We start from the raw sequence: 26,071 nt of genomic DNA, 5'->3' as shown, positions 1-26,071 counted from the left end.
AAGTAAGAGGAGTCAAATAACATGGGCGACTATCGAAGTTCATCACACGTCTATTGGCGTTGTAAATATCATATCGTTTGGACACCAAAATTTCGTTTTAAGATCTTAAAAGGCAATGTGGCGAAAGAGCTGAACCGTTCGATCTACATTCTTTGTAATATGAAAGATTGTGAAGTATTGGAGCTAAATGTTCAGCCAGATCACATCCACTTAGTTGCCATAATTCCACCGAAAGTATCCATTTCGACATTGATGGGAGTTTTAAAGGGTAGGAGTGTTATTAGATTATTTAACAAGTTTCCACATATCAGAAAAAAGTTATGGGGAAATCATTTTTGGGCACGAGGCTATTTTGTAGATACGGTTGGTGTAAATGAAGAAATCATCAGGCGGTATGTTCGTCACCAAGACAAAAAAGAGCTTGAGCAAGAGCAGCAGCTAGAGTTGTTGAGAGATTAACAGCGTCGTAGCCCCCTTTTAGGGGGGCTTATATTAAAACCGCCTTCTAAGAAGGCGGATTTTTATTAAGATATTGCAGAGATGATTACAGCAGCGCAACGGATTGCTGAGCAATCACGAATTCTTCGTTAGTCGGAATCACCATAGCCACTGCGTTAAGCAGTTCAGATTTGGCGATGATACCAGCGTTACCAAAGCGAGCCGCTTCGTTGCCTTTTTCATCTTCCACGAAGCCAAGCAGTTTCAGGTTGCTTAGAATTTCGCGGCGAATCGGCAGCGAGTTTTCACCAATGCCACCGGTGAAGATGATCGCATCCAGATGCTCTAGCGGGATCAGGTAAGAACCGATGTATTTCGCAACACGGTAGGTAAACACTTCAAACGCCAGTTTCGCGCCTTCGTGACCGTTTTCCATCGCTTCCAAAATACCGCGAGCATCAGAAGTGAGGCCGGACACACCCAAGAAACCTGATTTCTTGTTCAGAGTTTCAAATACTTTTTCTTGGCTCCAGCCTTTTTTCATCAAAAATTCGATGATGCCTGGGTCTAGATCGCCTGAACGTGTGCCCATCATCAGACCCGCCAATGGGGTGAAGCCCATTGAGGTATCCACTGATTGACCGTTGCTGATCGCACAAACTGAAGCACCGTTGCCCAAATGAACCGAGATGAAGCTGGCTTGTTCAATTGGCTTATTCAGCATCTTGGCCGCTTCACGGCTTACATAATAGTGGCTAGTGCCGTGGAAACCGTAGCGGCGGATACCGTATTGTTTGTACAGTTCATGAGAGATAGCACCAGTGAATGCCTTTTTCGGCATAGTCTGGTGGAAGGCGGTATCAAACACAGCAAACTGTGGCAAGCTTGGGAAAGCGGCCATAGCAGCTTGGATACCTTTCGCACCGGCTGGGTTGTGGAGCGGAGCAAGATCGGACAAGCTTTCGATTTCTGCCAGTACTTCTTCATCAATACGAACGGTCGAGGTGAATTTCTCACCGCCATGCACAATACGGTGTCCTACCGCTACTAAGTCTTGAGCAAAGCCCAAGCTTTCCATTAAGCCCACAATGCGGTTGATCGCATGCTGGTGATGATTATCGGCTGCGGTAATCGCTTCCTCAGTTTTCTCACCCTGATATTTCCAACTGATCACAGCTTCAGGCAGGCCGAAGCACTCGCCGAGGCCTGAGATCAGAGCGTCCCCCGTTTGGGAATCAATCACTGCAAATTTCAATGATGAGCTACCAGAGTTTATGACCAACACATACGAGTTCGACATGGGGGCTGTATCCTGTTTCAGACGTTAAAGGGAAGCATTTTTGCTTCGTCATTATAGAACTAGCATTATTCAATATTTTTTTAATCTTTCAACTTTGTTTTAGTTTTTTGTGCAATAGAAACGTTTTTTTGTTGATCTTAAGCAAGAACCGATTTCTTTTTAGCCGAGAAATATTTCAATTTTTAATGAAAGAAAACAGCGTTCGTCAATGACCACGAACGCTGATGCAGTAAGGGATGAATGCCGAAAGACAACATGATGCTTAGTGACTATGCAAACGGTATCGCTTGCCAATCGAGCGTGATCGATTCACGGCGTGAAAACATATCGATGTGTGCGTTGATCACCGCTTGCTGAGCGGCCACTTTTTGTTCACTTTCTCCCTGACACACAAAGGTTAGTGTTTGGCTTTGCTCACAAACGGTTAAGGTGGTGATACCAGCGGGGAATTCAACTCGCCCATGAACCTCATCCCATGTAGCTGGAACTTTGCGGGCAAAATGGCGGCATAAAGTCACCAAGTATTTGGCAACATGTTCGGATTGTAAGATGGCTTTTGATTGGTATGGCATAGAATTTTTCCAGTGCAAAAGCCCGCACAATGCGGGCTTGATAATATGGGTGAGAAATTAGAATTGATAAGCGGCAGACAACTTGTAGCTACGGCCCGGCTCGTAATCATCGGCCACAAAGCTTCTCGCTAAGCCAATACGTGATGCATGAGAAACATAGAGCTCATCAAACACGTTATCCACGCCGAAAGTCAGGACAAGATTGGGGACTGAGTATGGCGTCCACTGCGCATAGAGGTTGTGTACGTCATAGCCTTCTTTCTTGTCTGAACCTGCAACCACGTTGTCTTCATCCAATACCACAATCGACGTCCAGCCAAACAGGGTATCGATCGAATCGGCTTGGTAACCAAGCGTCAGTGCAAGGCTATCACCCATGTCGGCACTTGAACCCACCGAGTTGAGCATTGGACCACCATTAGTGACGTCATCTGCATCTGAGCGAGCGTAAGAGAACTTGGCACTCGCGGCTTGATACGCGTATGTCGTGCTCAGCTCGAAGCCTTTGATTTCCATATCCCCCACATTGCTGATCAGATAGCTGTTACTGGTGCGGATATGATCATCGATTTTGGTGTTGAACAGGGTGAAGTTAGCGCCAACAAAATGCTCACCAAACTTCTTATCAAAGCGCACACCACCTTGAGTATTCAGGCCAGTTTCCGCTTTGATATTGTCAGCTAAACGGGCAACATCTTGATAGCGAACGAAGGTTTCCAGTAGCTCAGGGCCTTTAAACAGCGAGCGGGCGTTGGCAAACAGTGTCCAATCGCTGTTCACATCCCATTCCGTGCCCAGTGACCAAGTCAGTTCATCAAAATCTTTACTTCCCGTCATGGCTTTACGTTGGAAATCATCAAAACGTAGGCCAGCGGTGACTGACCAAGCCTCGGTGACATACAGCTTGTTCTCGGCAAACAATGCGGTGGAAATGGCCGATTCTTCCATAAATGGCGTGCTGCCATAAGTAGCTTTGCTGGTTTGATCGATGTAATCCAAACCATACGTCACTTGGTTGCGAAACTCGACCAGTTCATAATCTGACTGGAATAGCGCATTCACCCCCATGTTACGGTTGGTTGCCGTATTGTGAGAAACACGGTTGCCCGGCCAAGCGCCAGCCATCACGGTTTCATCACGATCAATTTCGGTTTGACTGCTGTATAGGGTGACTTTACCGCGATGCTGATCTTGCTTCAGTTCATATGAGCCAGTAATGGTATCGCGATCGTAACGGGTTGGAATCAGGCGATTTTTAGTCAAACCTTCGTTTGCAGTGCCCGCCATGTCTGGGCGTGGTGAATAATCCCCTTTGTCACGATACACATCATAAGAGAGTTGGAAACGGTGACCATCTGCAGGTTCAAAACCCACTTTTGCCAGTACGTTGTAAGTATCACCAGCAACACCAAAGGTCTCTTTACCTGAGCCATCCTCAAAATTGTCACGCGAAATGCCTTGACCGTACACCATGGCATCCACGGTTTCGCTCAATTGGCCGTAAACAGTCAGCGAACCTTGTTGGCTATCGTTAGAGGCATAGCCGCCAAAAATGCGTGCACCAAACTGCTCGCCGCCCACCAGCAGGTCCTTAGCGTTTTTGGTTTCAAAGTACACCGCACCGCCTAACCCATTTTGAGTGACCGAGTTGTTGCCCACCTGAACATCCGCCGATTTCAAAATGTCTGGATTCAACGTTAAGTTGCCGATGTGGTGGAACATGTTGGCGTGCTGCGAAGCCCCATCCAGACGAATGTCCAGATCGGTTTCACCAAAGCCACGAATATTGATGCGCTGGTTGACCGAGTGCGTTCCGCCTACATCTACCCCCGGAATATCACGCAGCAAATCGGACATATGATCCGCTTGCTTAAGTGACAAATCATCCGTGGTCAGTGATTCCGAACTACTCGAAACTTTTGTGCCCCACACCACTACGTTTTCCTGCTCTGGCGTGGTGTCAGGTGTCGCTTTCTGTTGGGCAACCGCGTTGGCTGACATCGCTGCGGTCATCGCAAGCCATAACGCAGACTTCTTGCAAATATCCATACTAACTCAATTCCTAAAAATACAAATGATAACGATTCGCATATATGTTAAATTGAGCCTAACCGATAGAGAAGTTGAATCCGTTATGCAAAATCGCACATCAGTTATGGGAAATGCGCAAAGACAGAATCCGGCGATGCCCAAGCGGCAAACTGTCACTTTGGCGTGTCATGTCGTCAAAGAAAATGATGAGCAAATTGTTGCTCAACACCTGAATAAGCCTGTGATGGCTCAAGGTCGATTTATTGAGTACGCCAGCCCAAGTGGTTTTATTCTGCATGGCGGCTGTAGCCTTGAGCTGACGGATTGCGATGTGATGACCACCAGCTCACCCGCGTTGGTGATCACCTTACTGTTAGAAGGAACGCTGCAATTTGCCTATGACGATCTCAAGTTTGACTTGTGCACCAACGATGGGCCTCAAGCATTGATGGTGAACTTGCGACAACCTTGTATTTTCCATCGCCGCCTACACCAAGGCATGCAAGTGCGAAAACTCAACATCATCCTGAGTCCCGATAAACTACAGAAATTCGCGACTCAAGATTGCCCGCTGCTTAACTTTATTCAGCAAGATAAAGCGTTCGCTCGTTTGTCGCTTTCCGATCTTGGCTGGCAGAAGGTAGAAGAGGTACTGAAAACGCCAGCCTCGCCGACACTGAGCCAGCATATCGAGCGTGAGGCACTGACTTGGAATTTGATTCATGAAGCCATACTGCAATGCTCCGGACACGAAACGGCACCTGCTCACATCCACGATGCGCAAACGGAAAGCGTGATTAACGAGTTGCTACGCTATATCGATCAGCATTTGCGTGAGGAGATTTGTTTGAACCAGCTCGCCGAACAGCATGCGATGAGCGTGTCCAATTTGCAGCGCAAGTTCAAATCTCGACTTAACATGACGCTGGCTCACTACATTCGCCTTCGACGTTTGCAAATGGCTCGCCAACAATTAGAGCGTGGGTTAGTGACGATTACTGAAGCGGCGTATGAAGCGGGTTATCTTCACCCTTCTAACTTTACTGCCGCGTTTAAAAAAGCCTTTGGCATTTCTCCGCAGGCTTTCTTGGAATTAAAACAAGCTGGGTAGAAACAACTACTCCGGCAAAGTATAGAGACACAAGCGCTGGCCTTGCATCTCAATCACATTAAACGGCGTTTCGTAGATTTCACTCAGCACTTCGGATTGGATCACCTCTGGTACTGAACCGGTTGCTACTACTTCCCCTTTTTTCAGCGCAACGATTTTGTCAGCGTAGCAAGAGGCAAAGTTAATATCGTGGATCACCACCACTACGGCTTTATTCAACTCGTGAGCTAAACGGCGCAGCGTGGACATAATTTGCAGCGAGTGCTTAATATCCAGATTGTTTAACGGTTCATCGAGGAACACGTAATCCGTATCTTGCGCCATCACCATAGCAATAAACGCCAGTTGGCGCTGGCCGCCACTCAATTCATCCAAATATTGATGTTGAATGGTTTCTAGGTCGAGGTACTCAATCGCTTGGTTGATGATGTGTTCATCTTGCGCAGTCAATTTCCCTTGGCTGTAAGGGAAGCGGCCAAAAGCCGTCAGTTCACGTACCGTAAAACGCATATTGAGCACATTCGATTGACGCAAGACTGCCAATTTTTGAGCCAGTGCTTTGGTATTCCAATCCACCAGTTCACGTTGCTCGATCCACACTTTTCCGGCATCGCGGTTAACCAAACGGCTCGCCATGGAAAGTAGAGTACTTTTGCCTGCTCCATTCGGGCCAATAATCGCCGTCACCTGCCCTTTGTCAAACTGGGCACTGGCGTCATTCACCACGCGCTTAGTGCCAAAATGTTTGGTGAGTTTTTCCAGTTGAATCATAGCTAAACCACTTTATTGCGAAGTAACAGCGAGAGGAAATAGATCCCGCCGATAAAATTGATCACCACACTCAAGGTAGTACCGAAATGGAACACTTTTTCGATCACCCACTGCCCTGCGAGCAGAGCACATACCGACATGGCAGAAACCGCGATCAGCAAAGTGGAATGGCGATAAGAATGGAACCATTCACGAGTCAGATTCGTCACCAGCAAACCGAAGAACAGGATCGGCCCCACTAAGGCGGTGGAGATCGAAATCAGCAGCGCACTCAGCAACATCACATTGCGCGTTACCTTGTGTACATCAACCCCAAGGCTCAACGCATTGTCCTGATCCAGCCAAAACACATCGAGCACGCGGTGTAAGCGATACAAAAACACACAGGCCAATAACAGCAATGGGGACACCACATACACCAGCTTGGTGTTGACGTTATTAAAGCTCGCAAACATATTGGCTTGCACTGAGGCAAAATCGTTCGGATCCATCAACATCACAAAGAAAGAGGCGATGTTAGAAAAGAGCTGCCCCAAGATGACACCCAGCAATAAAAGCACGATCAAGTTGCGATGCCCACTTCGGAAATAAAAGGCATACAACAAGGTAGAAAAGCTCAGCATTGCGGCAACAGAAAGTGAGAAATTCCAATACACATTCATCGCAATACTGCTCATGCCGCCAAACAGCACCACCACTAGCACTTGGGTAAACATGTACAAGGAGTCAAATCCCATGATGCTCGGCGTGAGAATTCGGTTATGCGTGATGGTTTGAAACGCCAATGAAGATTGCGCGATCGCAATGCCCGCAAACACCATCGCCAGCACTTTCGGCACACGGCGTGACAAAAAAATACTGATAGTTATCGGCATTCAACCCAACGCCAATAAACAGCGCGGCAAAGACACACGAAACGGCGATCAGCAGCAGTAGTTTGGTTCTATCCTGCATTACGCTGCCCTCGCAAAATCAGAGCAATAAACACCAAACCACCCAAGATACTGATGATCATGGAAATCGACACTTCATAAGGGAAAATGATCACTCGCCCCACCAAATCACACAGCAAGACAAACAACGCACCAAAGATGGCGGTGAGCGGAATATTTTTACGCAGGTTATCGCCGTAATACTGGCTGACCAAATTCGGCACGATTAACCCCAAGAAAGGTAACTGACCGACAATCATCACCACGGTCGCCGACATCACCGACACCAATGCCACACCGATGATCATCACTTGTTGATATTTCAGGCCAAGGTTGGTCGCAAAATCTTTCCCCATTCCGACAGCGGAAATCCGTGCGGCATACAGGTAACTAAAAATCGCCACCGGAATTGCCAAATAGAGCAATTCAAAATCACCTTTAAGCAAGTTGGCAAAATTAGCCACAGCCCAACCGGAAAGGTTTTGGATCGCATCGTATTTGTAGGCGATGAAGGTCGCGAGAGAATCAATCACATTGCCAAAAATGATGCCGATTAACGGCACAAAAATGACGTTTTTAAACTGAATACGTTGGATAAAAAACACAAACACTAAGGTGCCCAACATGGCGACACCAAAAATCAGCCATAAATTATCGCCATGACCAAACAGCACGAGACTCAGCACATAACCGAGCATGGCACATTCAACGGTACCGGAAGTGGAAGGGGCGGCAAATCGGTTTTGGCTGATTTGCTGCATGATAAGACCAGCAATACTTAAACCCGCGCCTGACAGGAGAATGGCCAATAATCTTGGTACTCGACTGGTCAGAAGCAACTGCCAAGCGGCAGCATCACCTTGAATCAAACTGGCGAGCGGTAAATGCCCCACGCCAACAAACAGTGAACAAAAGCTCATCACGCCTAAAACAAGCAATAACTTTTTCAAAGCTAACCTCAGCTTGTCAACCAGAGGAGGGTTTCCCCTCCTCTGCATCTACTACTGCATACCTACCGATGTTTTCATATCGGCAACCATCTGCTCTGTGGCTTTCACTCCAGCAATTGCGATGTACCAAGCAGTAACATCAAGATAAGCAATATGGCCGTTTTTGTACGCTGTGGTCGCTTTTACCAGATCATTTTCAAACGTTTGACGAACATTCGATTCCCCTTTGCTGACGACCTTATCACGGTCAACCACCATCAAGGTTTTCGGGTTGTGTTCACGGATGTATTCAAAAGAGATCAGATCACCATGACTGCTCTCTTTGCTCACTGGCACGGTCTCGCTAAAACCAAAATCTTTGTACACAGAAGAGAAACGCGAGTTCGCACCAAACGTCGTCAGGTTGCCACCTGAACTCATCACCAACATGGCATCACTCTTGTTCTGTTGGTTGTATTGCATGATCGATTTAAATTGCGCATCAACTTGCTCAATTTTGGCTTCTACCGCAGATTCGATCGCAAACACTTTGCCGAGGTTGCGCCACTGCTGTTGAGTGCTTTGCCAATAGCCTTGGTCAGCTTCTGCCGCAAAGACGATGGTTGGTGCGATTTTCGATAGCTCGTCGTAGCTCTTTGACGCACGAGGACCAATGATGATCAGATCCGGCTTTTGGGTATAAATGGTTTCAAAATCCGGTTCAAACAGCGAACCCGCTTTCGGGTATTGGTCACTTTTGTATTTCGCTAGATACTCTGGCATACCATCAAAATTGGATATCGCAACGGGTTCAATACCAAAACTGTCCATTGCATCCAAAGCGCCAACGCCGATCACCACCACACGTTGTGGCTTCTGCTCTAGCGTTGTTTTCCCTAAACGGTGTTCAATCGTGACCGTTTCGGCTTGTACTGCAAACGAAGCCAGCAATCCTAAAGTAGCCCAATGAAAAAGAGGTTTCATATGTTCCTTCCGACGGTAGTTGAGATAGGCAAAGTAAATAATTTTAATACTTATTCTCATTAAGAGAGTGCGTACTATAATCAAAACTGACTTCTCAATGCAACCGTGTGAAGACGATAGAAACAACGAAACCCCAGCCAATTCAAGTGAATGGCCAGAGTTTAATCAATTGGAAAGTTGGGGAAGGTTTTAAATCGCGTATTGTTGGCAGTCTGCCCCCGACACATGCGTGATGGTCTGCGGCTCCACCAGCACCCAATTGGGGCATCCATCCAAAGGCTCTGAAGCCAGAATAATTCCATCTTGCCACGGTTTTCGGTACACAGTCGGTGGCAAACTATCGCTGCTGTAACGCACTAACCAAAACTGCTCTCCATCCGAAATACAGATAGAAGCTTTAAACGGCGCTACCACACTTTTGCTCGCCATTAAGGTTTCGATTTCACCAATGGTTTGCCGGATCGCTTCGACAGGTTCGTGCTCTAAACCATTTTTGAGCATCAATAAGAAAATCAGCTCACTGTCTGTCGTCCCTGTCCGCCGGATATACAAATGCTCGGGCAGAGAACGCTCCAACTCGTATTTCACAGCACAATAGTCACCGATTTGGCCGTTGTGTAAAAACATCCAATGGTTATAGATGAAAGGGTGACAATTCGAGCGAGAGACTTGCGTGCCGGTTGAGGAACGAACATGCGCCATAAAACGATGCGAGCGAATATGATGTGCCAGTGAGCGTAGATTCTCATCCCCCCACGCGGGCAACACTTCGTGAAAGCGCCCCGGCGTGCTGCGTTCAGTGTACCAACCTAACCCAAAGCCATCCGCGTTGACGCGGGTAACAGCTTTGCGCGCTTCTAAACTTTGATGAACTAAGGAATGTTCCGGTTGATAAACTAACTGCTCTAAATAGATGGGGCTTCCTTGATAAGCCAGCCAGCGACACATAACACACGTCCTGTAAAAAAGTATTTCTGATTTCAATAAAGCATGTTTAGTTACAGGGTGCAATACGGCCAGAAAAATATAACCCTGTTCAAGGCCAAAGCTTGCTGCATAAGGCCTGATTAGCCACATCTTCAAATCCCCACCACCCTTTCAAACGTTTAAAACGCTCCTCTATTTCACCTCAATACGGCTAGCGTTTTGATCGACAGTAAGAAAAGCGCTCACTCATTCGATCGGGTTTCATTTTTAATTCTGAAAAGATACATGAAGCAAGATCAAATTCTTTATCATTGTGCATACTAATTTTCTCTATAAATTCTCAGCATAATTAAAAAACAAAATTAATTTTTATTGGTTTATTACTGTCATCACGATAAGCAATTTACTTAACCAAAGTAACAATTGCAGTTATTTATATCGACATGGATGTCATTTATTCATGTTCAATAAATGCATATTTAGCTGTTTTATTTATAAATTAATCCAATTTTGCTTTGTTTACCAAATTTGTTGTAAATGTGACTTTATTTCAGAGCGTGAATAATTCATCCTTGCTATGAATTTCCGAGGAACATAAATTGTTACAAATAATTCACATATGGATGTGTATCATGCGAAGCCTATTAGGATTATGGGTAGCTTTCCACTCAACACTGTTATTGGCCAATGTGCAGCCTGATGATGAAAGGCTTATTGCCTCACTGGTTGAACAAGGCGTCATCTGCCAAGACTTATCTTATGAACAGCAGCAAAAAGCACTCTCAATATACTTACAGCAAAAATTTGATAAGAAAAAAAACCATACTACGGATGAAGAAAACACGAATTCCTCAGTAGAGACTGATGAATTAAAACAGCGCTGTATTAATCCAGACACGCAGTAATTATCACTCTATCTGGTTAACCGAATAATTTCGGTTGGCCTTGTCACACCTTAAATAAGGAAATATTAAGGAAATAAAATGAAAACAATCAAAAAAACACTACTCGCTACCGCGGTAGCAACGTTTTTTAGCAGTGGCTTATATGCTCAAACACCCATCGATTTAGGTGTGGTGAATGAGGACAAATTAATTGAGATGTTAGTTCGCACCGGACAAATTTCTGCTGATGCTTCTGACAGTGATAAACGTATCGCACTCGAACGTTATTTGGATGACAAAATACGTTCGGGTTTTAAAGGCGATGCGCAATTTGGCAAAAAAGCGCTCGAACAGCGTGCCAAAATTCTCAAAGTGATCGATAAGCAAAAAGGCCCGCATAAAGCGCGCGTTTTTGCATTAGATGTTGGCCAGAAGCGGACGGATAAAGTGCTGGCTCTACTGATCGATTTCCCCGATCTGCCATGGGATGATAACCGCCTCACCAAAGAGCATACCGAAATGCTCTACGACCGTTATGAACCTTCTCACTACCAAGATCTGCTGTTCTCCGATAAAGGCTACACCGGGCCTAATGGTGAAAACTTTATCTCTATGCGCCAGTATTACGAAAGTGAATCCGGCGAAACTTACAGTGTCTCAGGCCAAGCTGCGGGCTGGTATCGCGCCTCGAAAAATGCGGCTTACTACGGCGGTAACTCCCCCACCACCAACAGTGATCTACACGCACAAGAATTGGTGCGTGAAGCCCTCGATCAGTTAGCGCGTGATCCAAGCATTAATCTGGCGGATTACGATATCGAAGATCGTTATGACTACAACGGTAACGGTAACTTCCGTGAACCGGATGGTGTCATCGACCATTTAATGATTTTCCACGCGTCGGTGGGTGAAGAAGCTGGTGGTGGTGTGCTGGGTAAAGAGGCGATTTGGTCGCACCGCTTTAACTTAGGCCGTTATCACGTATTAGAAGGCACGCAAAGCCAAGTGCCAGGACGCTTTGGCGGCCAATACGCCGCATTCGATTACACCATTCAACCGATTGATGCCGCCGCGGGGGTTTGTGCCCACGAATACGGCCATGACTTAGGTCTACCGGATGAGTATGACACCCAATACACAGGGGCTGGAGAGCCCGTGTCTTACTGGTCAATCATGTCTTCCGGCAGTTGGGCTGGAAAAATTGGGGGTACGCAACCGACCGCATTCAGCTCATGGGCGAAGCAGTTCTTACAAAACTCGATTGGAGGTCGCTGGATTAACCATGAACAGCTTTCGATCAATGAACTGGAAGCCAAACCTCGCGTTATGACGCTATTCCAAACCACAGACAACGCTCGCCCGAACATGGTGAAAGTAACTCTGCCAATCAAACGTGTGGATGGCATCAAACCCGCTGAAGGTGAGTTTTCTTTCTACTCCAATCGTGGTGATGATTTGAAAAACCGCATGAGTCGTCAGTTGGCGATCCCGGCAGGCAGCAGCGCCACACTGCGCTTTAAAGCGTGGTTCCAGATTGAAAAAGATTACGACTTTGCTCGCGTGCTGATCAACGGTCAGCAAATCGCTGGCAGTATCACCACTATGGACGACCCGTACAACACAGGTTTAGCGCCCGCAATTTCCGGTGATTCTGCAGGTTGGATTGATGCACAGTTTGATCTTTCTGCATGGGCAGGACAAACCGTTGAACTGGCATTTGATTACGTGACCGATGGCGGCCTCGCTATGGAAGGTCTGTATGTGGATGACCTACGTCTTGATGTGGATGGTAATGAAAGCCTGATCGATAACGCCGAAGGTGAATCAAGTTTTGCTTTCAATGGCTTTACCAAAAATGGCGGCTTCCATGAAGCTAACCACTACTACCTGCTGCAATGGCGTAGCCATAACGATGTTGACCAAGGCTTGGCGAATTTGAAACGCTTTGGGCAACTGATGTCATTCGAACCCGGTCTGCTGGTGTGGTATGTGGATGAATCTTACGCTGACAACTGGGTAGGAAAACATCCGGGTGAAGGTTGGTTAGGGGTTGTGGATGCTGACCAAAACGCCTTGGTGTGGTCAAAAACTGGCGAAGTTGCACAAACGCGTTTCCAAGTGCGTGATGCCGCCTTCTCGTTGTTTGACCAAGCACCATTGAAGTTAGCCACGACAGATGGCAATACATTGGAAGACATGAACTTAACCGCTAACGCTTCATTCTCGGATGATCAAGACTACAGCTCACCACAAGCACCAGATTCTGGTCGTAAAGTGATGCCATTTGGCTTGAAGATCGATTTGCTCTCACAAAGCAAAGAGAATGAATACGGTGTGGTTCGTCTTTCTAAAGTGACAACGGAAAACATCGCACCAGTTGCTCGCTTCGAACTCAAAGTCGAAGGCTTATCGGTTACTTCACAAAATACCAGCAGTGACAGTGATGGCAGCATTGCCAGCTACTTATGGGATTTCGGTAACGGTCAAACCAGTACAGAAGCCGCTCCAACTTGGTCTTATGCGAATGCCGGAAGCTATCAGGTAACGTTAACCGTGACGGATGATAAAGGCGCAACGGATACCCATCAGCAAACCATTAAAGTGGAAAAGCCAAATGCGCTGCCAGACGCCAGTGCAAGCTATATTCACTTAGGCCGTTGGGTCACCATGTGGTCAACCAGCACCGATAGCGATGGTCGCATCGTCGATACGGAATGGACACTGCCAAATGGCAAAATCAAACGTGGCCGTATGTTTAGCAGCATCTTCCCAAGCTATGGTGAACATGATGTGGTGCTTAAGGTGATGGATGATCGTGGTGCAGTCACCACTAAAACTATCAAAGTAAAACTGTAGTTCTTTCTTCTCCTTCCGTGGATTTGGGCACCTTCAGGTGCCCCTTTTTATTTGAGTCTCAGGCATTAAGGTTTCTTACAGGATCGAGCAGTAAACCGACTTACAGCTCAAAGCCACCCACCAGCTTATCGAGCTGGGATGAGAGACGTTGCAGATTGGCACTAGCACGGCTCAGCTCATCCGCGACATGTGATGTTTCCGAAGTCAGTTGGTTGATATCTTCCACGTTGCGATTGATGTCTTCAACAACGGTAGACTGCTCCTCGGTAGCGGTTGCCACTTGGATATTCTGATCGTTAATCTGATCAATTTGGCTATTAATCTCAGTGAGAGATTGGTTGGCTTTGGCTGAGAACTCAACCACCACATCACTTTGCGAACGGCCTTTTTCCATCGCTTCTACCGCGCGATTGGATTCCGTTTGCAGACGATTGATCACCTGTTGGATCTCTTCGGTAGAGGCTGCGGAACGGCTCGCCAAGGTACGCACTTCATCCGCCACGACAGCAAAACCGCGGCCTTGCTCACCCGCTCGCGCGGCTTCGATCGCTGCATTCAGTGCCAACAGATTGGTTTGCTCTGAAATGCTACGAATAGTATCGAGTGTCGAACTGATCCCGTTGATTTGGGTCGCCAGAGAAGTTACCACTTGTGTTGCGTTATCCAATTCTGTGGCGAGAGTCTGAATTCTATTTTGAACCTCTCCAACCACTTTTTTACCTTCGCCGGAGTGAAGCGTCGCTTGTTTAGCAACATCAGCCGCCATCGCGGCATTAGACGCAATTTCGGAGACTGTCGCGCCAAGTTCATGGATCGCAGTTGCCACTTGAACGGTTCTATCACGCTGCGAAGCGCAGTTAGATTGAGTCGTATGCGCTCGTTGTGAAACGCTGGAGGCCATTGAGGCCAGCTCTTTTGAGTTTTCTGCCACTTCTTCAATCGAGTGGTGCACTTTATCGATAAAGGCGTTGAAGCTGTTGCCAATATCACAAAGCTCATCATTACCTTCGAGTTCAATACGTGTGCGCAAAGAAAGATTCGCGGCGGCAGTGCTCATTTTATCTTTAAGGTAAGCCACACGACTGCGCAGGTTCGTAATGATGATCAACGAAGTGATAAAAGAGATGATCAGACCCGCGGCAATGATCACCATCTGTTTCATACGCCCCGCTTCGAAACTCGCCACACTGGCTTGGTTTTGCTGCTCAGCTTGTTGAAGCAAGGTATCAAGGATTTGGTTGGCTTGTTTGCGCATCTCGCCATACGTTTTCGCGTACTTGTCGCGATAAATAATCTGCGCGGTGGTCATATCGTTACTGGCGAATGCTTGCAGCATAGGTTCTAACTCTTCACGCACCATTTGCTCAAAACGTGCCTGAAGTTTTCGCGCTTGTTCTTTCAATTCAGGGTTAACTTGCGAATCAACCGCCAACTGCATGGCTTGGCGCATTTCAGGGATATCTTCGGTGCGCGCTTCTTCCACCCGTTTGAGCACCCCTTTCGCATCTTTCAATGCGGTTTCTTGCAACAACATCATATCGATCCCGACACGCATGCGGGGGATCCGTGAGGTTGCCTCCGCCATGGCACGCATCGGTGCTGCCGTATTGGCATACAAACTGTTGGACTGCGCCTGCATCACTGACATGGTGTTTAAACTGGTTAAAGCAACAAACAAGAGTGCAACAGCCGGAATAGCAACGGCTATTGCCAGCATCCACTTAAGGGAAAACTTATTAATAATCATGACTCATACCTATCGTTCAGAAGAAAATGGTCTACCCACGGATAAGAATGGTAGGGTTGCGGGCAAACACAGAAAGCGCGTTATCGCGCCTTATATACCCAAGCGACTTAACGCTGCTGCTTCAAGCCGAAAGGGATATTGTTATTGAATACCGTTACCTTAATGTTAAAAATCTTACTAATCATCTAAAGAAAATCAGCATTTGTATTGGTATTGCAAAATTATTCTGTTTCTCAGGTTATAAGTCGACAAATCAGTCAATAAGAAACATTAAAAGTATTATGAACATTAATGCCCTGAATTATCAGGGCATTAATCACATTTTAGTTCAGGTCAAACTGCACACCTTTCACCAACCAGTTATCTGCCCAAACTTTCATTTGGGTAATATTGGCTCCTGTCGGTACGTCAAAGCGATCTTCATGAGCATTGCTGATGTGCTCTTTCGAACCGACCATTTGTTGACGCCCATCTTGGTAAGTAAAGGTTAATGCCACCAACTGCTGGCCACCGAAGTTGAAGTCGCCAGAAGTCGCTGTGATAGAACTAAGCCCAGTGAGATCAACCGTTGTGATGCTACCGCCCGTACCACCAACCAACAACTCAGGAGCAGTTCCTAAAGCATCAATGGCGGCACCTGCACGTACGTAGAGTTGGTTATCCTTTTCTACTCGCTGCTGATTCACTTTCCCTTGGGTTAAACCAAGCACGGGTGAGCTTTCCTGTTCATGGAAAACATTGGTGTAAGACGTAATCGTACGTAGGCTCACTGCATCACTGCCTGTTGAATAAAGGCCGAGTTCCCCGGTTTGTTTGTCATGTCCCAATACTTCACCGTTAAACACATTGCTCAGTTCGTCAGAACCTTCACGCCACTCCCAACGTTGGGTCAAGTTCTGGTTACAGGTGTGCAGAGAATCCAGCGCTTCACCATCCAGACAAAGCTTGGTGTTACTTGCACTCACGTAACGACCTTGTTGATCATAGATAAAAGATTGCGCCGCTTGCTGACTGTCACAGGTAGTTGCCATCAAGCGACCTTGATCATCAGCTTCAATACAGCGATTGTTGAAGCTCGCCAGCTGTAAATTCACTGGACGACCACCAGTAAATACAGGGTGATCCCAATCCACAGTAAAGCTTGCCGATTTTGTCACACGACGACGAGGCGTATCTTCAAACCCGTGATAAGACTGATGACTACCCACCACATAATAGTGTTTGTAAGCACCATTATAGATAGGACGGATATTGACCGAAGAGTCGATGACAAAATCGGTGCTCCCCGTCTCTTTCGGTGACGCTTTGTAAATTACATCCATTTTTGGCACAAAACTGGCGTAACTCAGCGGGCTGATGCGGTTCACATCAACAGGATACGTTTCCACCCACAATGCATCCGTTGAACGGTTGAGCAGAGATTCAGCCGTTGCGTACTGCTGGCGGTTCCAAGTAAAGCTAACGTTTTGCGCATTTTTCGCACTCCGCTCAATTCGATAATCTTGCGTGTTGTAGGTCAACCAACGGCTTTGCGTGTAGCTGGCTTTCGCTTCCAACTTAGCTTTCGGGCCATTTTTATCCGCTTCAACACTGCCCGTTACACCAAGCTCAAAACCAGAGACTTCTTTACGCTCAAAGTTTGCGTTGACGTTAGTGACCGGGAAAGTCTTTAAAATCTGCGCCTTATCATTCGAAGCGTTAAAACTGAAGCGATAATCCTGCGCTATCGCATCCGTTGACCACTCACGGAAGTAAGCATCGAGCGTCGTATATCCTGCTTTGAAAAAGCGATAACCAAGTTGATCATTGAGATGGATACCCGCGCCAGTGCTGTCGTCATCTAAGCTGATACGCACAATTTTGGCATCCGGAGTTGCCGAACCCACAATGCCATACTGCAATGAACGCTCTAAGTTCACACGGTAAATCAATGAGATATTGGCATCTTTACAAAATGGACGACTGCCTTTGTCATTTTTCCATAGCCAAGAATTGGCGAAAGTACACTCTTCATCGCTGATTGAACGGTTTACGTTGATGTAAAAAGCAACGTGCGGCAACGTGTTCGTTTCATTGTTGTTAGTGACATTATTGGCAGACACTGAGCGACGTGACCGACTCAACACACGCTCAGAACGTGGGGCCTCCAGCAGTGTTGGATCCACATCCTCCGCACGATCAAACGGTGTAAACAGCAGCTCACCTTTATGCTCAGTGATTACGATGAATGTATTAGCAAACCCAACACCATAGGTTTTTCTAAACTTCACCTGCATTTCGGTTAGGCGATCAGGGTCAGAGATCTGGCTGAAATCGACCAAGATACGCAACTGCTGGTTAATCACCTGCTCACGCAACTCAGCTAAACTGGGTAATTGGCTTTCTTCTGATTGCCAATCTGCAGCGTTGTAATATTTTATTGCGTGGTTATCCGCGACTTGGCTAATAATTTCAACAGCTTCACCAACGGGATCACTGATATTCGCGAACACAGTATGACTAGATATTGCGCTGAATATCGTTAGGATTGCGATTGCACAACGATTGAGTTTTGGCATATAAACCTCACTGATTCAGTTATTTTTAGTGTTATTAGAAGAGAGATTTTCAAACAAAGTGAATTAACTCGAACCACTGAAAGAACAGACTAGCGGGAAATTCATTCATCACTACGCACATAATTAAGCGTTATGCTTTAAGAGGATAAATTTAATCAACACCACAGCAGGTTCAAATCATCGAGCAAACCCAGTTTGAATGCTTCTCGTGGGTTACCGTCGTCATCCTTGATGTTGTGTGTGGCTTGGGGCAGAACTACGCCTTAACACATACCCCTTTGACAGAATATTCAACTTCTTTTATTTGAAAGAATACGTTTATATTCTCCGCCACCACACTTATTGGAATATCCCTAAACATGCCAAAAGTAAATAGTTGTAACAGAAAATAGTAACAGGAGATCACAAATTCACGCTTGAAAACTTATTATTTGGCGAGAATTAATTCTTCACACAACTATTAATTCCCAATTTGTTTTTTGGATATTTACATTATTCATTCGCACTAATTTAATTTGAACTAAATTAGATTGAATTAAATAGATAAAAATAGAAATTCATTAAGTGATTAACTTTCAATCATTAAATATCACTTAAGTCCATTAATATGAAAAATAAAGATCAATTATGAACAGAATAATAGGAGACTTTATACGCAAGGTTGATCTTACTTCCAACCTGAGTAATGACAGAGCACTTCTCATTGACGAGACAAATGTCTCATTCACAATACAAGAGAGATCTGACCAGATCTGCAGTGTGTATTTTCAACCAAATAAGAAGAAAACGATGAAAACAAGACTCTCTCTACTAATAGCTGGCTTGGCTAGCCTTTCTGCCACGGCAGCAACTGAACCATGGGCTGAGGCACAACCCGTGACTCGCGCTCAAGTGGAACAGGCACAAGGCAAACAAACCTACACTTATGTCCGCTGTTGGTATCGTCCGGCTGCAACGCATGATGATCCTTACACCACTTGGGAATGGGCGAAAAATGCTGATGGCAGTGATTACACGATCAATGGCTACTGGTGGTCGAGTATCAGCCATAAAAATATGTTCTATACCGATGCAAAGCCTGACGCGATCAAAGAGCGTTGTAATGAAACGCTTGGTGTCACACACGAGACAGCTGATATCACTTATTTTGCGGCGGATACTCGTGCCTCCTACAACCACACCATCTGGAATAATGATTCAGCTGCCCAACCCAACAAGATCAACAAAGTGATCGTCTTTGGTGACAGTCTTTCCGATACAGGCAACATTTTTAATGCTTCACAATGGCGCTTCCCTAACCCTAACTCTTGGTTCCTAGGGCATTTCTCAAACGGTTTTGTCTGGACTGAATACTTGGCGCAAGGTCTGAATGTGCCTATTTATAACTGGGCGGTTGGTGGCGCGGCTGGGCGTAACCAATATGTCGCACTTACGGGTGTTTATGAGCAAGTCAGCTCTTACCTAACTTACATGCAACTGGCGAAAAATTACCAACCAGAAAACAGCTTGTTTACGTTGGAGTTTGGCCTAAATGACTTTATGAACTACAACCGTTCATTAGCCGAAGTGAAGGCCGATTACAGCTCTGCCTTGATTCGCCTTGTGGATGCAAGGGCAAAAAATATTGTTTTGCTCACTTTGCCTGATGCAACGCGTGCACCACAATTTCAATATTCGACCCAAGAGCAAATCGAAACGGTTCGCAGCAAGATCATCGGCATGAATGCGTTTATCCGCGAGCAAGCCCGTTATTACCAAATGCAAGGTATCCGTATCGCTCTGTTTGATGCCCACGCACTGTTTGACAGCATGACGGCCAACCCTGAGCAACACGGTTTTGCGAATGCAAGTTCACCCTGTTTGGATATTCAACGCAGTTCCGCGGCCGATTACCTGTACTCCCACTCCCTCTCTGCGGAGTGTGCAGCGCAAGGTTCTGATCGTTTCGTGTTCTGGGAAGTCACCCACCCTACTACGGCAACTCACCGTTACATTGCCCAACACATCCTCGCCACTGAAATGGGACAATTCCCACTTTAAGCACCCGGTGTAAGCTTGAGGATAGGATAAACTCCTATCCTTAACACCACGTATTTGCACAAGAATTTTTGCATTATTGCCATTCTGTTCATAGCCTTAAAGAAAAGGGAAAGATGGCACATTTGAGATGACAAAAACCAATCACTCTCCTGCTTTCACCGGCTCAGAATTGCTGAATCTCTACTATCAGCGTCGGGTGTCGCTCTTCATTGCCTTTATTTCCAGTTTGACTTTTTTCCCTCTGGCAATCAAAAACCTGCTGATTGGACAAATTCTGCTTGGCGGTTTGATCATTGTGTTTCAATGCTCATTACTGTTTGAAATTGCGGCCATCTATTACCAGAAGAAAACACCGTGGGGATTTCGTCTGCCACTCTCTTTGGTGGTGATCATAGTCGTGTTGGCCATCCATATTTTTGGCACTCTTGCCAGTTACTGGCTTTTCCCTGTCATCATCGCCATTGCGTTCTTGCTTCCGCAGAAAGATAACTTATTCACTATCTTCATTATCATTCCCGCAAGCATTTGGGCGCTCATCCCACATCAAACCTCTGAGGTGACTTTGCGTTTTAGCCTCGCGATCATCACCAGCGCCGCCATTATGTATGTGGTTGTCGACGCTCTGCGTAAATTGCACGCAGAGCTGTTCTATCTCTCCACTCGTGACGCTTTAACGGGCACACTCAACCGCCATCAGCTTGATAGTTTTTTACGCAAGAGTATTCGGCACTGCCAGTTGGCGAATGAGTTTTCGGTGATTGCGGTGATCGACATCGATAATTTCAAAACCATCAATGATATGTACGGTCATGACACGGGCGATAAAGTGATTACTCAAGTGGTTGAGATCATTAATACAAACAGCCGGGAGTTAGATTTGCTCTTTCGATTAGGGGGAGATGAGTTTCTATTACTCTTTGAAAATACCTCATTGGCGGAAGCCACTATGGTGATGAGCCATATTGGCTGTCGGATCCAGAAAACACACTACCCTAAACATGCAGAAGTGACCGTCAGTGTGGGATTATCGGAAGTGCTGAGAACTGACGACCCTGAGCTATGGTTTAAACGTGCCGACCTTTCTCTGTATCACTCCAAAAAAATGGGCAAAAACCGGGTATGTTCAGACGAAAAGCATGTGATTGAGCTAAACGCTCAACAATGTGATTCTCTCTTGAATTCGCATGGTCATCGTTGATTGATCATGACGATTTGCGCAAGTTGAGGGAGTAAGATTCCGATACCGAACAAGACGCCTTGCCATTTCACCTGTTTTAAAGCAAGCAAAACAGGCGCCATAAAAAACAGCACAACCAACACGGGCAGTAAATTGACGCCCCCTAAACTCCCAAGCAACAGGGAAAACAGAATAAGTCCCGCCAAGATCCAATAATTCATCCTTAACTTGAAACCAAGTAAGCCAATAAAAAGCAGCGGAGCAATAAGTGACAGCATATTAAGTAACATCTTTTTTGTTTATGATATTGATTCTCATTTAATACATCATAGTCCGCTCTGGGTTTAGGTTCAAGTCACAAATCACCCAAAATAATACATTAGAAAAAATAATCCAATCTATAGATTTTTATCGTGAACAAAACATCAGGAATCTGTTGATAGATAAGGCTATCGGCAATAACATCTCGCGCCGAGATAGATGCTCTTCTCGATTTTTTCATTAGCTGATTTTAATAAGATATTGTTTTTATCTGGAGATAACGATGTCTGCCTCGCTTTCTGTAGCAAAATTGACCTTTTTTATCGCTATCTTGGCTGCGGTCGGTCAAGCGACACAAACCATGTACGTGCCTTCTATCGGTTACATGGCGCAAGAATTTTTGGTTTCACCTGCCGCTTTGCAAGCGGTCATGGCTTGCTATCTGATCCCTTATGGTTTGTCGCAATTTGTCTACGGCACGCTGTCTGATCGCATCGGCCGCAAACCAATCATCATTGCCGGATTAGTTATCTACATTCTCGGCTCTCTGATTGCATTGTTTGCACACCAATACTCATGGTTTCTTATCGGTAGCTTTGTGCAAGGCTTAGGTATTGGCTGTGGCGGTGCAATGGCACGAACTCTGTCTCGTGATTGCTTTGATGGTGCAGAGCTACATAAAGTGAATAGCTTAATCAGCATGTGCCTGATTTTCTCACCACTGGTTGCGCCCGTATTAGGTGGTTATTTAACAGAAAGTTTTGGCTGGCGCTCAAGCTACTTATTTTTGTCATTGTTTGCGATTGCTGTGGTCATCACCATGATGACCAGCATGATCGAAACGTTACCTGCTGCCGCACGTAAAAAAGAGCCAGTACTGCGCAGTTATCACTATGTGTTGTCTGATCGCCGCTTCCAAGGCTACTTGATCTGCTTAGTGGCGACATTTGCTGGGCTGGCGGTTTTTGAAGCCGCCGCAGGTGTGTTGTTGGGTGGTGTGCTCGGCTTGCCAGCTACAACCGTCAGCATGCTCTTTGTGTTGCCCATTCCGGGTTACTTGGCGGGTGCTTGGCTTTCTAACATCATTGCACGCCACTGGCGTGAGAAAACCGCAATGCGAGTGGGTTTGATCGCCATCCTAACCGGCTCTTTGGTGATACTGCTGCCCGGTTTACTGGGTCTGACAACGGCTTTGTCTTTGATTGGCGGCGCAACCATTTATTTTCTAGGGGCAGGCATTTTGTTCCCTGCTGCCACCACAGGAGCGCTTACGCCATTTCCTTATCATGCGGGAACGGCAGGGGCAATTTTGGGTGGAATGCAGAATTTAGGTGCAGGTTTAGCAACGTTATTCGCGGCGATGTTCCCCGCGTCGGACCAACTGCCACTGGGTGCCATCATGTTACTGATGTCCGTTGTGGCTTTATGGGGGCTGAAACGTGTTTACACCAAGCAGCCACCGTCTGATGAAATGCCAGTTGCCATCTAACGCGCGAAAATTCTGACATCTCAGCGAATATGCCGGACGAGATCAATTTCGCTGCAGAAATGGGGAAATTAAATCTTGTCGTCACCTGAAAAGGCAGTAATATACGTTGCGTGTCACAGTTTATGAATCGTTCAACTCGTGTGACACAAGTTCCTTTAAGTAGAGGCGCGCTGTTCATGAGTCGCCAGTCGTAGGTTGACCCCGATGAGGACTGGTTAAAGGGTACAGCGCCGAAGTGATCGTTGCGTCATCAACGTTCGCTGGGCCAGCATTGAACAAATGCCGGACTGCCATAGTGTTGTTGTCTATGGAGCGCTACCTTGAAGGATAAGAAGTGTTATTTCGCTGAAATGTGTTTTTTATCCTGCTGGTAGATCTCCACCTGAAAAGGTGATGTGAGATCCATGAATTTAGCCCTTTATTCTGACTCGATTTATTCAGTCATCCCACCGCTGCTCGCGGTGTTACTTGCGATTACCACGCGCCGAGTTCTGCTCTCTCTAGGGGCTGGAATTGTTGCAGGTGCGGTAATGCTTAACCATTTTTCACCTCTCGCAACCTTGCAATACCTGCTCGGTAAAATCAGCGGATTATTCTGGGCTGATGGCGCCGCAAACCACGACAACATCAACATGTTGGTGTTTATGCTGTTGCTTGGTGGCTTGATCAGTTTAATGACTGCTTCTGGCGCAACGCGTGCGTTTGCCGTATGGGCTGAACGTAAGTGTAAAGATCGTCGCAGTGCTAAAGCACTGACGGGTTTAATGGTATTTGCCTTTTTTATTGATGACTTTTTCCATAGCCTGTCCGTTGGTGCCATTTGCCGCCCAGTGACCGATCGTTTCCAGATTTCGCGCGCTAAGCTTGCTTATCTGCTCGACTCCACTGCTGCGCCTGTGTGTGTGATTACACCCATTTCCTCTTGGGGCGCTTACATCATCGCTTTGATTGGCGGCATTTTAACGGCTCATCAGATGACGGAAATCAGCGCCATTTCAGCCTTCGTACAAATGATCCCGATGAACCTGTACGCGGTATTTACGCTGCTTATGGTATTGGCGGTGATTTTCTTGCCGATGGATATTGGCCCAATGCGCCAACATGAAGCATGGGCTCGTGAAGGCAAATTGTGGGATGAAAGTAAAGGCCGCCCAGCAGGGTTGGATATGGAAGGCGGTGAAACCGCACGCGGCACTATGATTGATATGGTTCTACCTATCGCCGTGCTCACTATTACTACGCTGATTTTCATGATTCAAACGGGTAACGATGTGCTTACCGCGAATGGGGAATCTTTTTCTCTGATTGGCGCACTCGAAAACACCAATGTCGCTCAATCTTTAGTGTATGCGGCACTGTGTAGCCTTGCGGTATCGATTGTGCTGTCGCTACGCTTAAAACTGTCTGCGCAAACCTGGTTATCAACCGCACCAAAAGGCGTAATGGCTATGATGCCAGCGATCATCATTCTGCTGTTTGCTTGGACCATTGGCGGTGTGGTTCGTGATCTACAAACCGGTATTTATCTCGCTTCACTGACGCAAGGTAATCTGCCTGTTGAACTACTGCCTGCTCTGGTGTTCGTTCTGTCTTGTTTGATGGCGTTTGCTACCGGTACCAGTTGGGGAACGTTCGGCATCATGCTGCCATTGGCGGGTGATATTGCTGCGGCTTCAGACATCAGCCTGATGTTACCAACACTCTCTGCGGTATTGGCAGGCGCGGTATTTGGTGACCATGCTTCACCGATTTCCAGTACCAGTATCCTTTCCGCTACTGGCGCAGGTAGTCACCATATTGACCACGTTGTAACTCAGCTTCCTTACGCAATCAGCGCTGCGATGGGTGCGTTACTCGGTTATCTTGCGATGGGCTTACTGCACTCAGTCTGGGCTGGTTTAGCAGCGAGCAGCGTGTGGTTTGTGCTGTTCTGCGCCTTTAACTTGCGCCAAAAACGCTGGCAAGAAGCACCGGTTGAAGCCTAGTGCCGCTTAATTCTCATCACTTTACACCGCCCGATACACTGGGCGGTGTTTTTATCTAACACCATCCAAGCTATTCAATTGGCGACCAATCTTTCGGTGGGGTCAGTCCCCAACGCGCAAACTCTTCCGGTTGATAAACTCCACGGCCTTGGCGGTTAATCTGAATCGGAATGTACTTGGCCGATTCTTGGTTATCCAAAATACGTGTCACTAACTCCGCAGCCATTTGGCCTTGTTCTAAACCAAACAGCACAACACCGCCTGCCGCTTTGCCAGCACCAATCGAAAAATCCCAAAAACCAAACAGAGGCAATCGCGAGTTTTGATTCGTCCAACTGAGGATGTTTTCCGCAGGTACATGCCGTCCTGTATCGTCAATCAAGGTTTGGTATAAGCCGATAACGATCGCCCCAAATCCTTGCTCAGGAGCTTGTTGAACCGCCGCCTTCCACTGTATTTCTTTTTCAATCGCCCGGATCACCACATCAATACCAAGATTCTTTTTGATCAGCGCATATTGGCCTTGCATATACTCAAGCGCGATTTTTGACGTATTACCTGAATCAAACAGCACTAGAACACGATGCTTCTCTTTCGGTATTAAGCGCCCAATTTCTGCCATGTTTTTTACAAACAGGGGTTGCTCCAAAATGCCCGTGACTTGAGCAATACCTGAGTATTCATCAAGCAGCTCTCGCGGATTGGAGTTAATTCCCAGAAACACAATCGAGATCGGTTCGTTATAGAGTTTGGGTAACAAATAATAGAGCGCGTTGTCATCACCAAGAACCACTAACTCAGGCTTTAACTGCTGATAGGTTTGATACGCTCGTTCAGCGGCGGCAGCATATTCTCGAATCGGGATGCGCTTGGTATCCATTTCAAAAAAGTGCAGTTGATGTGGTTGTTTTACTCCTTCTTTTAACCCTCTGATGTAGCTGGCATCCCACGCATATCCTGCATGGTAACTCTGAATCACCAGCACATTGGCCGCCCATGTCGGAGCGCACAATAACCAAACAAAAACTATCCACCAGCGCATATCTCTTCCTCCCTGATTCCTAGCAAGTGTAGCCGAC

General features: G+C 46.5%; 19 protein-coding genes, 1 pseudogene and 1 riboswitch. Of the genes and pseudogenes, 8 read left to right on the top strand and 12 right to left on the bottom strand.

The features are described 5' to 3' along the window. Positions 1-21: 21 nt before the first annotated feature. The gene (gene tnpA / locus D908_RS11015; protein WP_005524159.1) at positions 22-459 is read left to right on the top strand and encodes an IS200/IS605-like element IS1004 family transposase; all 438 of its coding nucleotides are present in this window, start codon (positions 22-24) and stop codon (positions 457-459) included. Positions 460-544: 85 nt separating this feature from the next. Here tnpA and D908_RS11020 read toward each other — a convergent pair whose 3' ends face one another. From D908_RS11020 to vctA, 3 genes are all read right to left on the bottom strand, one after another. Next, positions 545-1,738, bottom strand: a complete 1,194-nt coding sequence (locus tag D908_RS11020) for an acetate/propionate family kinase (RefSeq protein WP_005524158.1) — start codon at positions 1,736-1,738, stop codon at positions 545-547. A gap of 269 nt (positions 1,739-2,007) precedes the next feature. Continuing rightward, positions 2,008-2,310, bottom strand: a complete 303-nt coding sequence (locus tag D908_RS11025; protein WP_001146848.1) for a DUF2218 domain-containing protein — start codon at positions 2,308-2,310, stop codon at positions 2,008-2,010. A gap of 57 nt (positions 2,311-2,367) precedes the next feature. After that, complete coding sequence (gene vctA, locus D908_RS11030; RefSeq protein WP_000350338.1) at positions 2,368-4,359, bottom strand: TonB-dependent iron chelate receptor VctA; 1,992 nt, start codon at positions 4,357-4,359, stop codon at positions 2,368-2,370. A gap of 85 nt (positions 4,360-4,444) precedes the next feature. Between vctA and D908_RS11035 the strand changes: the two genes are divergently transcribed. Then, the gene (locus D908_RS11035) at positions 4,445-5,452 is read left to right on the top strand and encodes an AraC family transcriptional regulator (protein ID WP_032467581.1); all 1,008 of its coding nucleotides are present in this window, start codon (positions 4,445-4,447) and stop codon (positions 5,450-5,452) included. A 6-nt stretch (positions 5,453-5,458) separates the two neighbouring features. Here D908_RS11035 and vctC read toward each other — a convergent pair whose 3' ends face one another. The 5 genes and pseudogenes from vctC to D908_RS11060 form a co-directional block, all read right to left on the bottom strand. After that, a complete protein-coding gene (gene vctC, locus D908_RS11040) occupies positions 5,459-6,223 on the bottom strand; it encodes an iron chelate ABC transporter ATP-binding protein VctC (RefSeq protein ID WP_000615309.1) in 765 nt (254 codons plus the stop codon). 2 nt (positions 6,224-6,225) lie between these two features. Next, positions 6,226-7,177, bottom strand: a pseudogene (vctG, locus tag D908_RS11045) (iron chelate uptake ABC transporter permease subunit VctG). Continuing rightward, the gene (gene vctD / locus D908_RS11050) at positions 7,167-8,105 is read right to left on the bottom strand and encodes an iron chelate uptake ABC transporter permease subunit VctD (RefSeq protein ID WP_005524151.1); all 939 of its coding nucleotides are present in this window, start codon (positions 8,103-8,105) and stop codon (positions 7,167-7,169) included. The pseudogene vctG and the gene vctD overlap by 11 nt, the downstream one beginning before the upstream one ends. 51 nt (positions 8,106-8,156) lie before the next feature. Then, a complete protein-coding gene (vctP, locus tag D908_RS11055; protein ID WP_000803035.1) occupies positions 8,157-9,068 on the bottom strand; it encodes an iron chelate ABC transporter substrate-binding protein VctP in 912 nt (303 codons plus the stop codon). A gap of 189 nt (positions 9,069-9,257) precedes the next feature. Then, entirely contained in the window at positions 9,258-10,016 is a 759-nt protein-coding gene (locus D908_RS11060) for a class II glutamine amidotransferase (RefSeq protein WP_000336880.1), read from the bottom strand. Positions 10,017-10,627: 611 nt separating this feature from the next. Between D908_RS11060 and D908_RS11065 the strand changes: the two genes are divergently transcribed. Both D908_RS11065 and prtV read left to right on the top strand, forming a co-directional pair. After that, entirely contained in the window at positions 10,628-10,900 is a 273-nt protein-coding gene (locus D908_RS11065) for a hypothetical protein (protein ID WP_032467579.1), read from the top strand. A gap of 78 nt (positions 10,901-10,978) precedes the next feature. After that, positions 10,979-13,735, top strand: a complete 2,757-nt coding sequence (gene prtV, locus D908_RS11070; RefSeq protein ID WP_005524147.1) for a M6 family metalloprotease PrtV — start codon at positions 10,979-10,981, stop codon at positions 13,733-13,735. A gap of 100 nt (positions 13,736-13,835) precedes the next feature. On the opposite strand, the gene D908_RS11075 is transcribed toward prtV, so the two are convergent. Together D908_RS11075 and D908_RS11080 are read right to left on the bottom strand one after the other, a co-directional pair. Further along, positions 13,836-15,482 carry a methyl-accepting chemotaxis protein gene (locus D908_RS11075; RefSeq protein WP_000586212.1) on the bottom strand — a complete coding sequence of 549 codons (1,647 nt, stop codon included), beginning with the start codon at positions 15,480-15,482 and terminating at the stop codon, positions 13,836-13,838. Positions 15,483-15,805: 323 nt separating this feature from the next. Next, the gene (locus D908_RS11080; RefSeq protein WP_005524146.1) at positions 15,806-18,040 is read right to left on the bottom strand and encodes a leukocidin family pore-forming toxin; all 2,235 of its coding nucleotides are present in this window, start codon (positions 18,038-18,040) and stop codon (positions 15,806-15,808) included. A gap of 789 nt (positions 18,041-18,829) precedes the next feature. Here D908_RS11080 and D908_RS11085 point away from each other — a divergent pair. After that, a complete protein-coding gene (locus D908_RS11085; protein WP_005524144.1) occupies positions 18,830-20,080 on the top strand; it encodes an SGNH/GDSL hydrolase family protein in 1,251 nt (416 codons plus the stop codon). Positions 20,081-20,207: 127 nt separating this feature from the next. Then, positions 20,208-21,278, top strand: coding sequence for a GGDEF domain-containing protein (locus D908_RS11090; RefSeq protein ID WP_005524142.1), 1,071 nt, complete (start codon positions 20,208-20,210; stop codon positions 21,276-21,278). Here D908_RS11090 and D908_RS11095 read toward each other — a convergent pair. Further along, complete coding sequence (locus tag D908_RS11095) at positions 21,269-21,535, bottom strand: hypothetical protein (RefSeq protein WP_005516070.1); 267 nt, start codon at positions 21,533-21,535, stop codon at positions 21,269-21,271. The genes D908_RS11090 and D908_RS11095 overlap by 10 nt on opposite strands. Positions 21,536-21,801: 266 nt before the next feature. Here D908_RS11095 and emrD point away from each other — a divergent pair, with 266 nt between their 5' ends. Together emrD and D908_RS11105 are read left to right on the top strand one after the other, a co-directional pair. Further along, on the top strand, positions 21,802-23,007 hold the full coding sequence (gene emrD / locus D908_RS11100) for a multidrug efflux MFS transporter EmrD (RefSeq protein ID WP_001276508.1): 1,206 nt from the start codon (positions 21,802-21,804) through the stop codon (positions 23,005-23,007). A 152-nt stretch (positions 23,008-23,159) separates the two neighbouring features. After that, a riboswitch (Lysine riboswitch) is annotated at positions 23,160-23,333 on the top strand. A 78-nt stretch (positions 23,334-23,411) separates the two neighbouring features. Continuing rightward, positions 23,412-24,992: a Na+/H+ antiporter NhaC family protein gene (locus D908_RS11105; protein WP_005524140.1), complete on the top strand. Its 1,581-nt coding sequence runs from the start codon at positions 23,412-23,414 to the stop codon at positions 24,990-24,992. 70 nt (positions 24,993-25,062) lie between these two features. On the opposite strand, the gene D908_RS11110 is transcribed toward D908_RS11105, so the two are convergent. Continuing rightward, positions 25,063-26,034 carry an ABC transporter substrate-binding protein gene (locus D908_RS11110; protein WP_001267869.1) on the bottom strand — a complete coding sequence of 324 codons (972 nt, stop codon included), beginning with the start codon at positions 26,032-26,034 and terminating at the stop codon, positions 25,063-25,065. Between the last annotated feature and the right edge of the window lie 37 nt (positions 26,035-26,071).

The sequence above is a fragment of the Vibrio mimicus CAIM 602 genome (genome assembly GCF_000338875.1).
Classification (GTDB): domain Bacteria; phylum Pseudomonadota; class Gammaproteobacteria; order Enterobacterales; family Vibrionaceae; genus Vibrio; species Vibrio mimicus.
The sequence above is the reverse complement of the archived record's forward strand: the minus strand, read 5'-3'. Positions and strand labels throughout refer to the sequence as shown.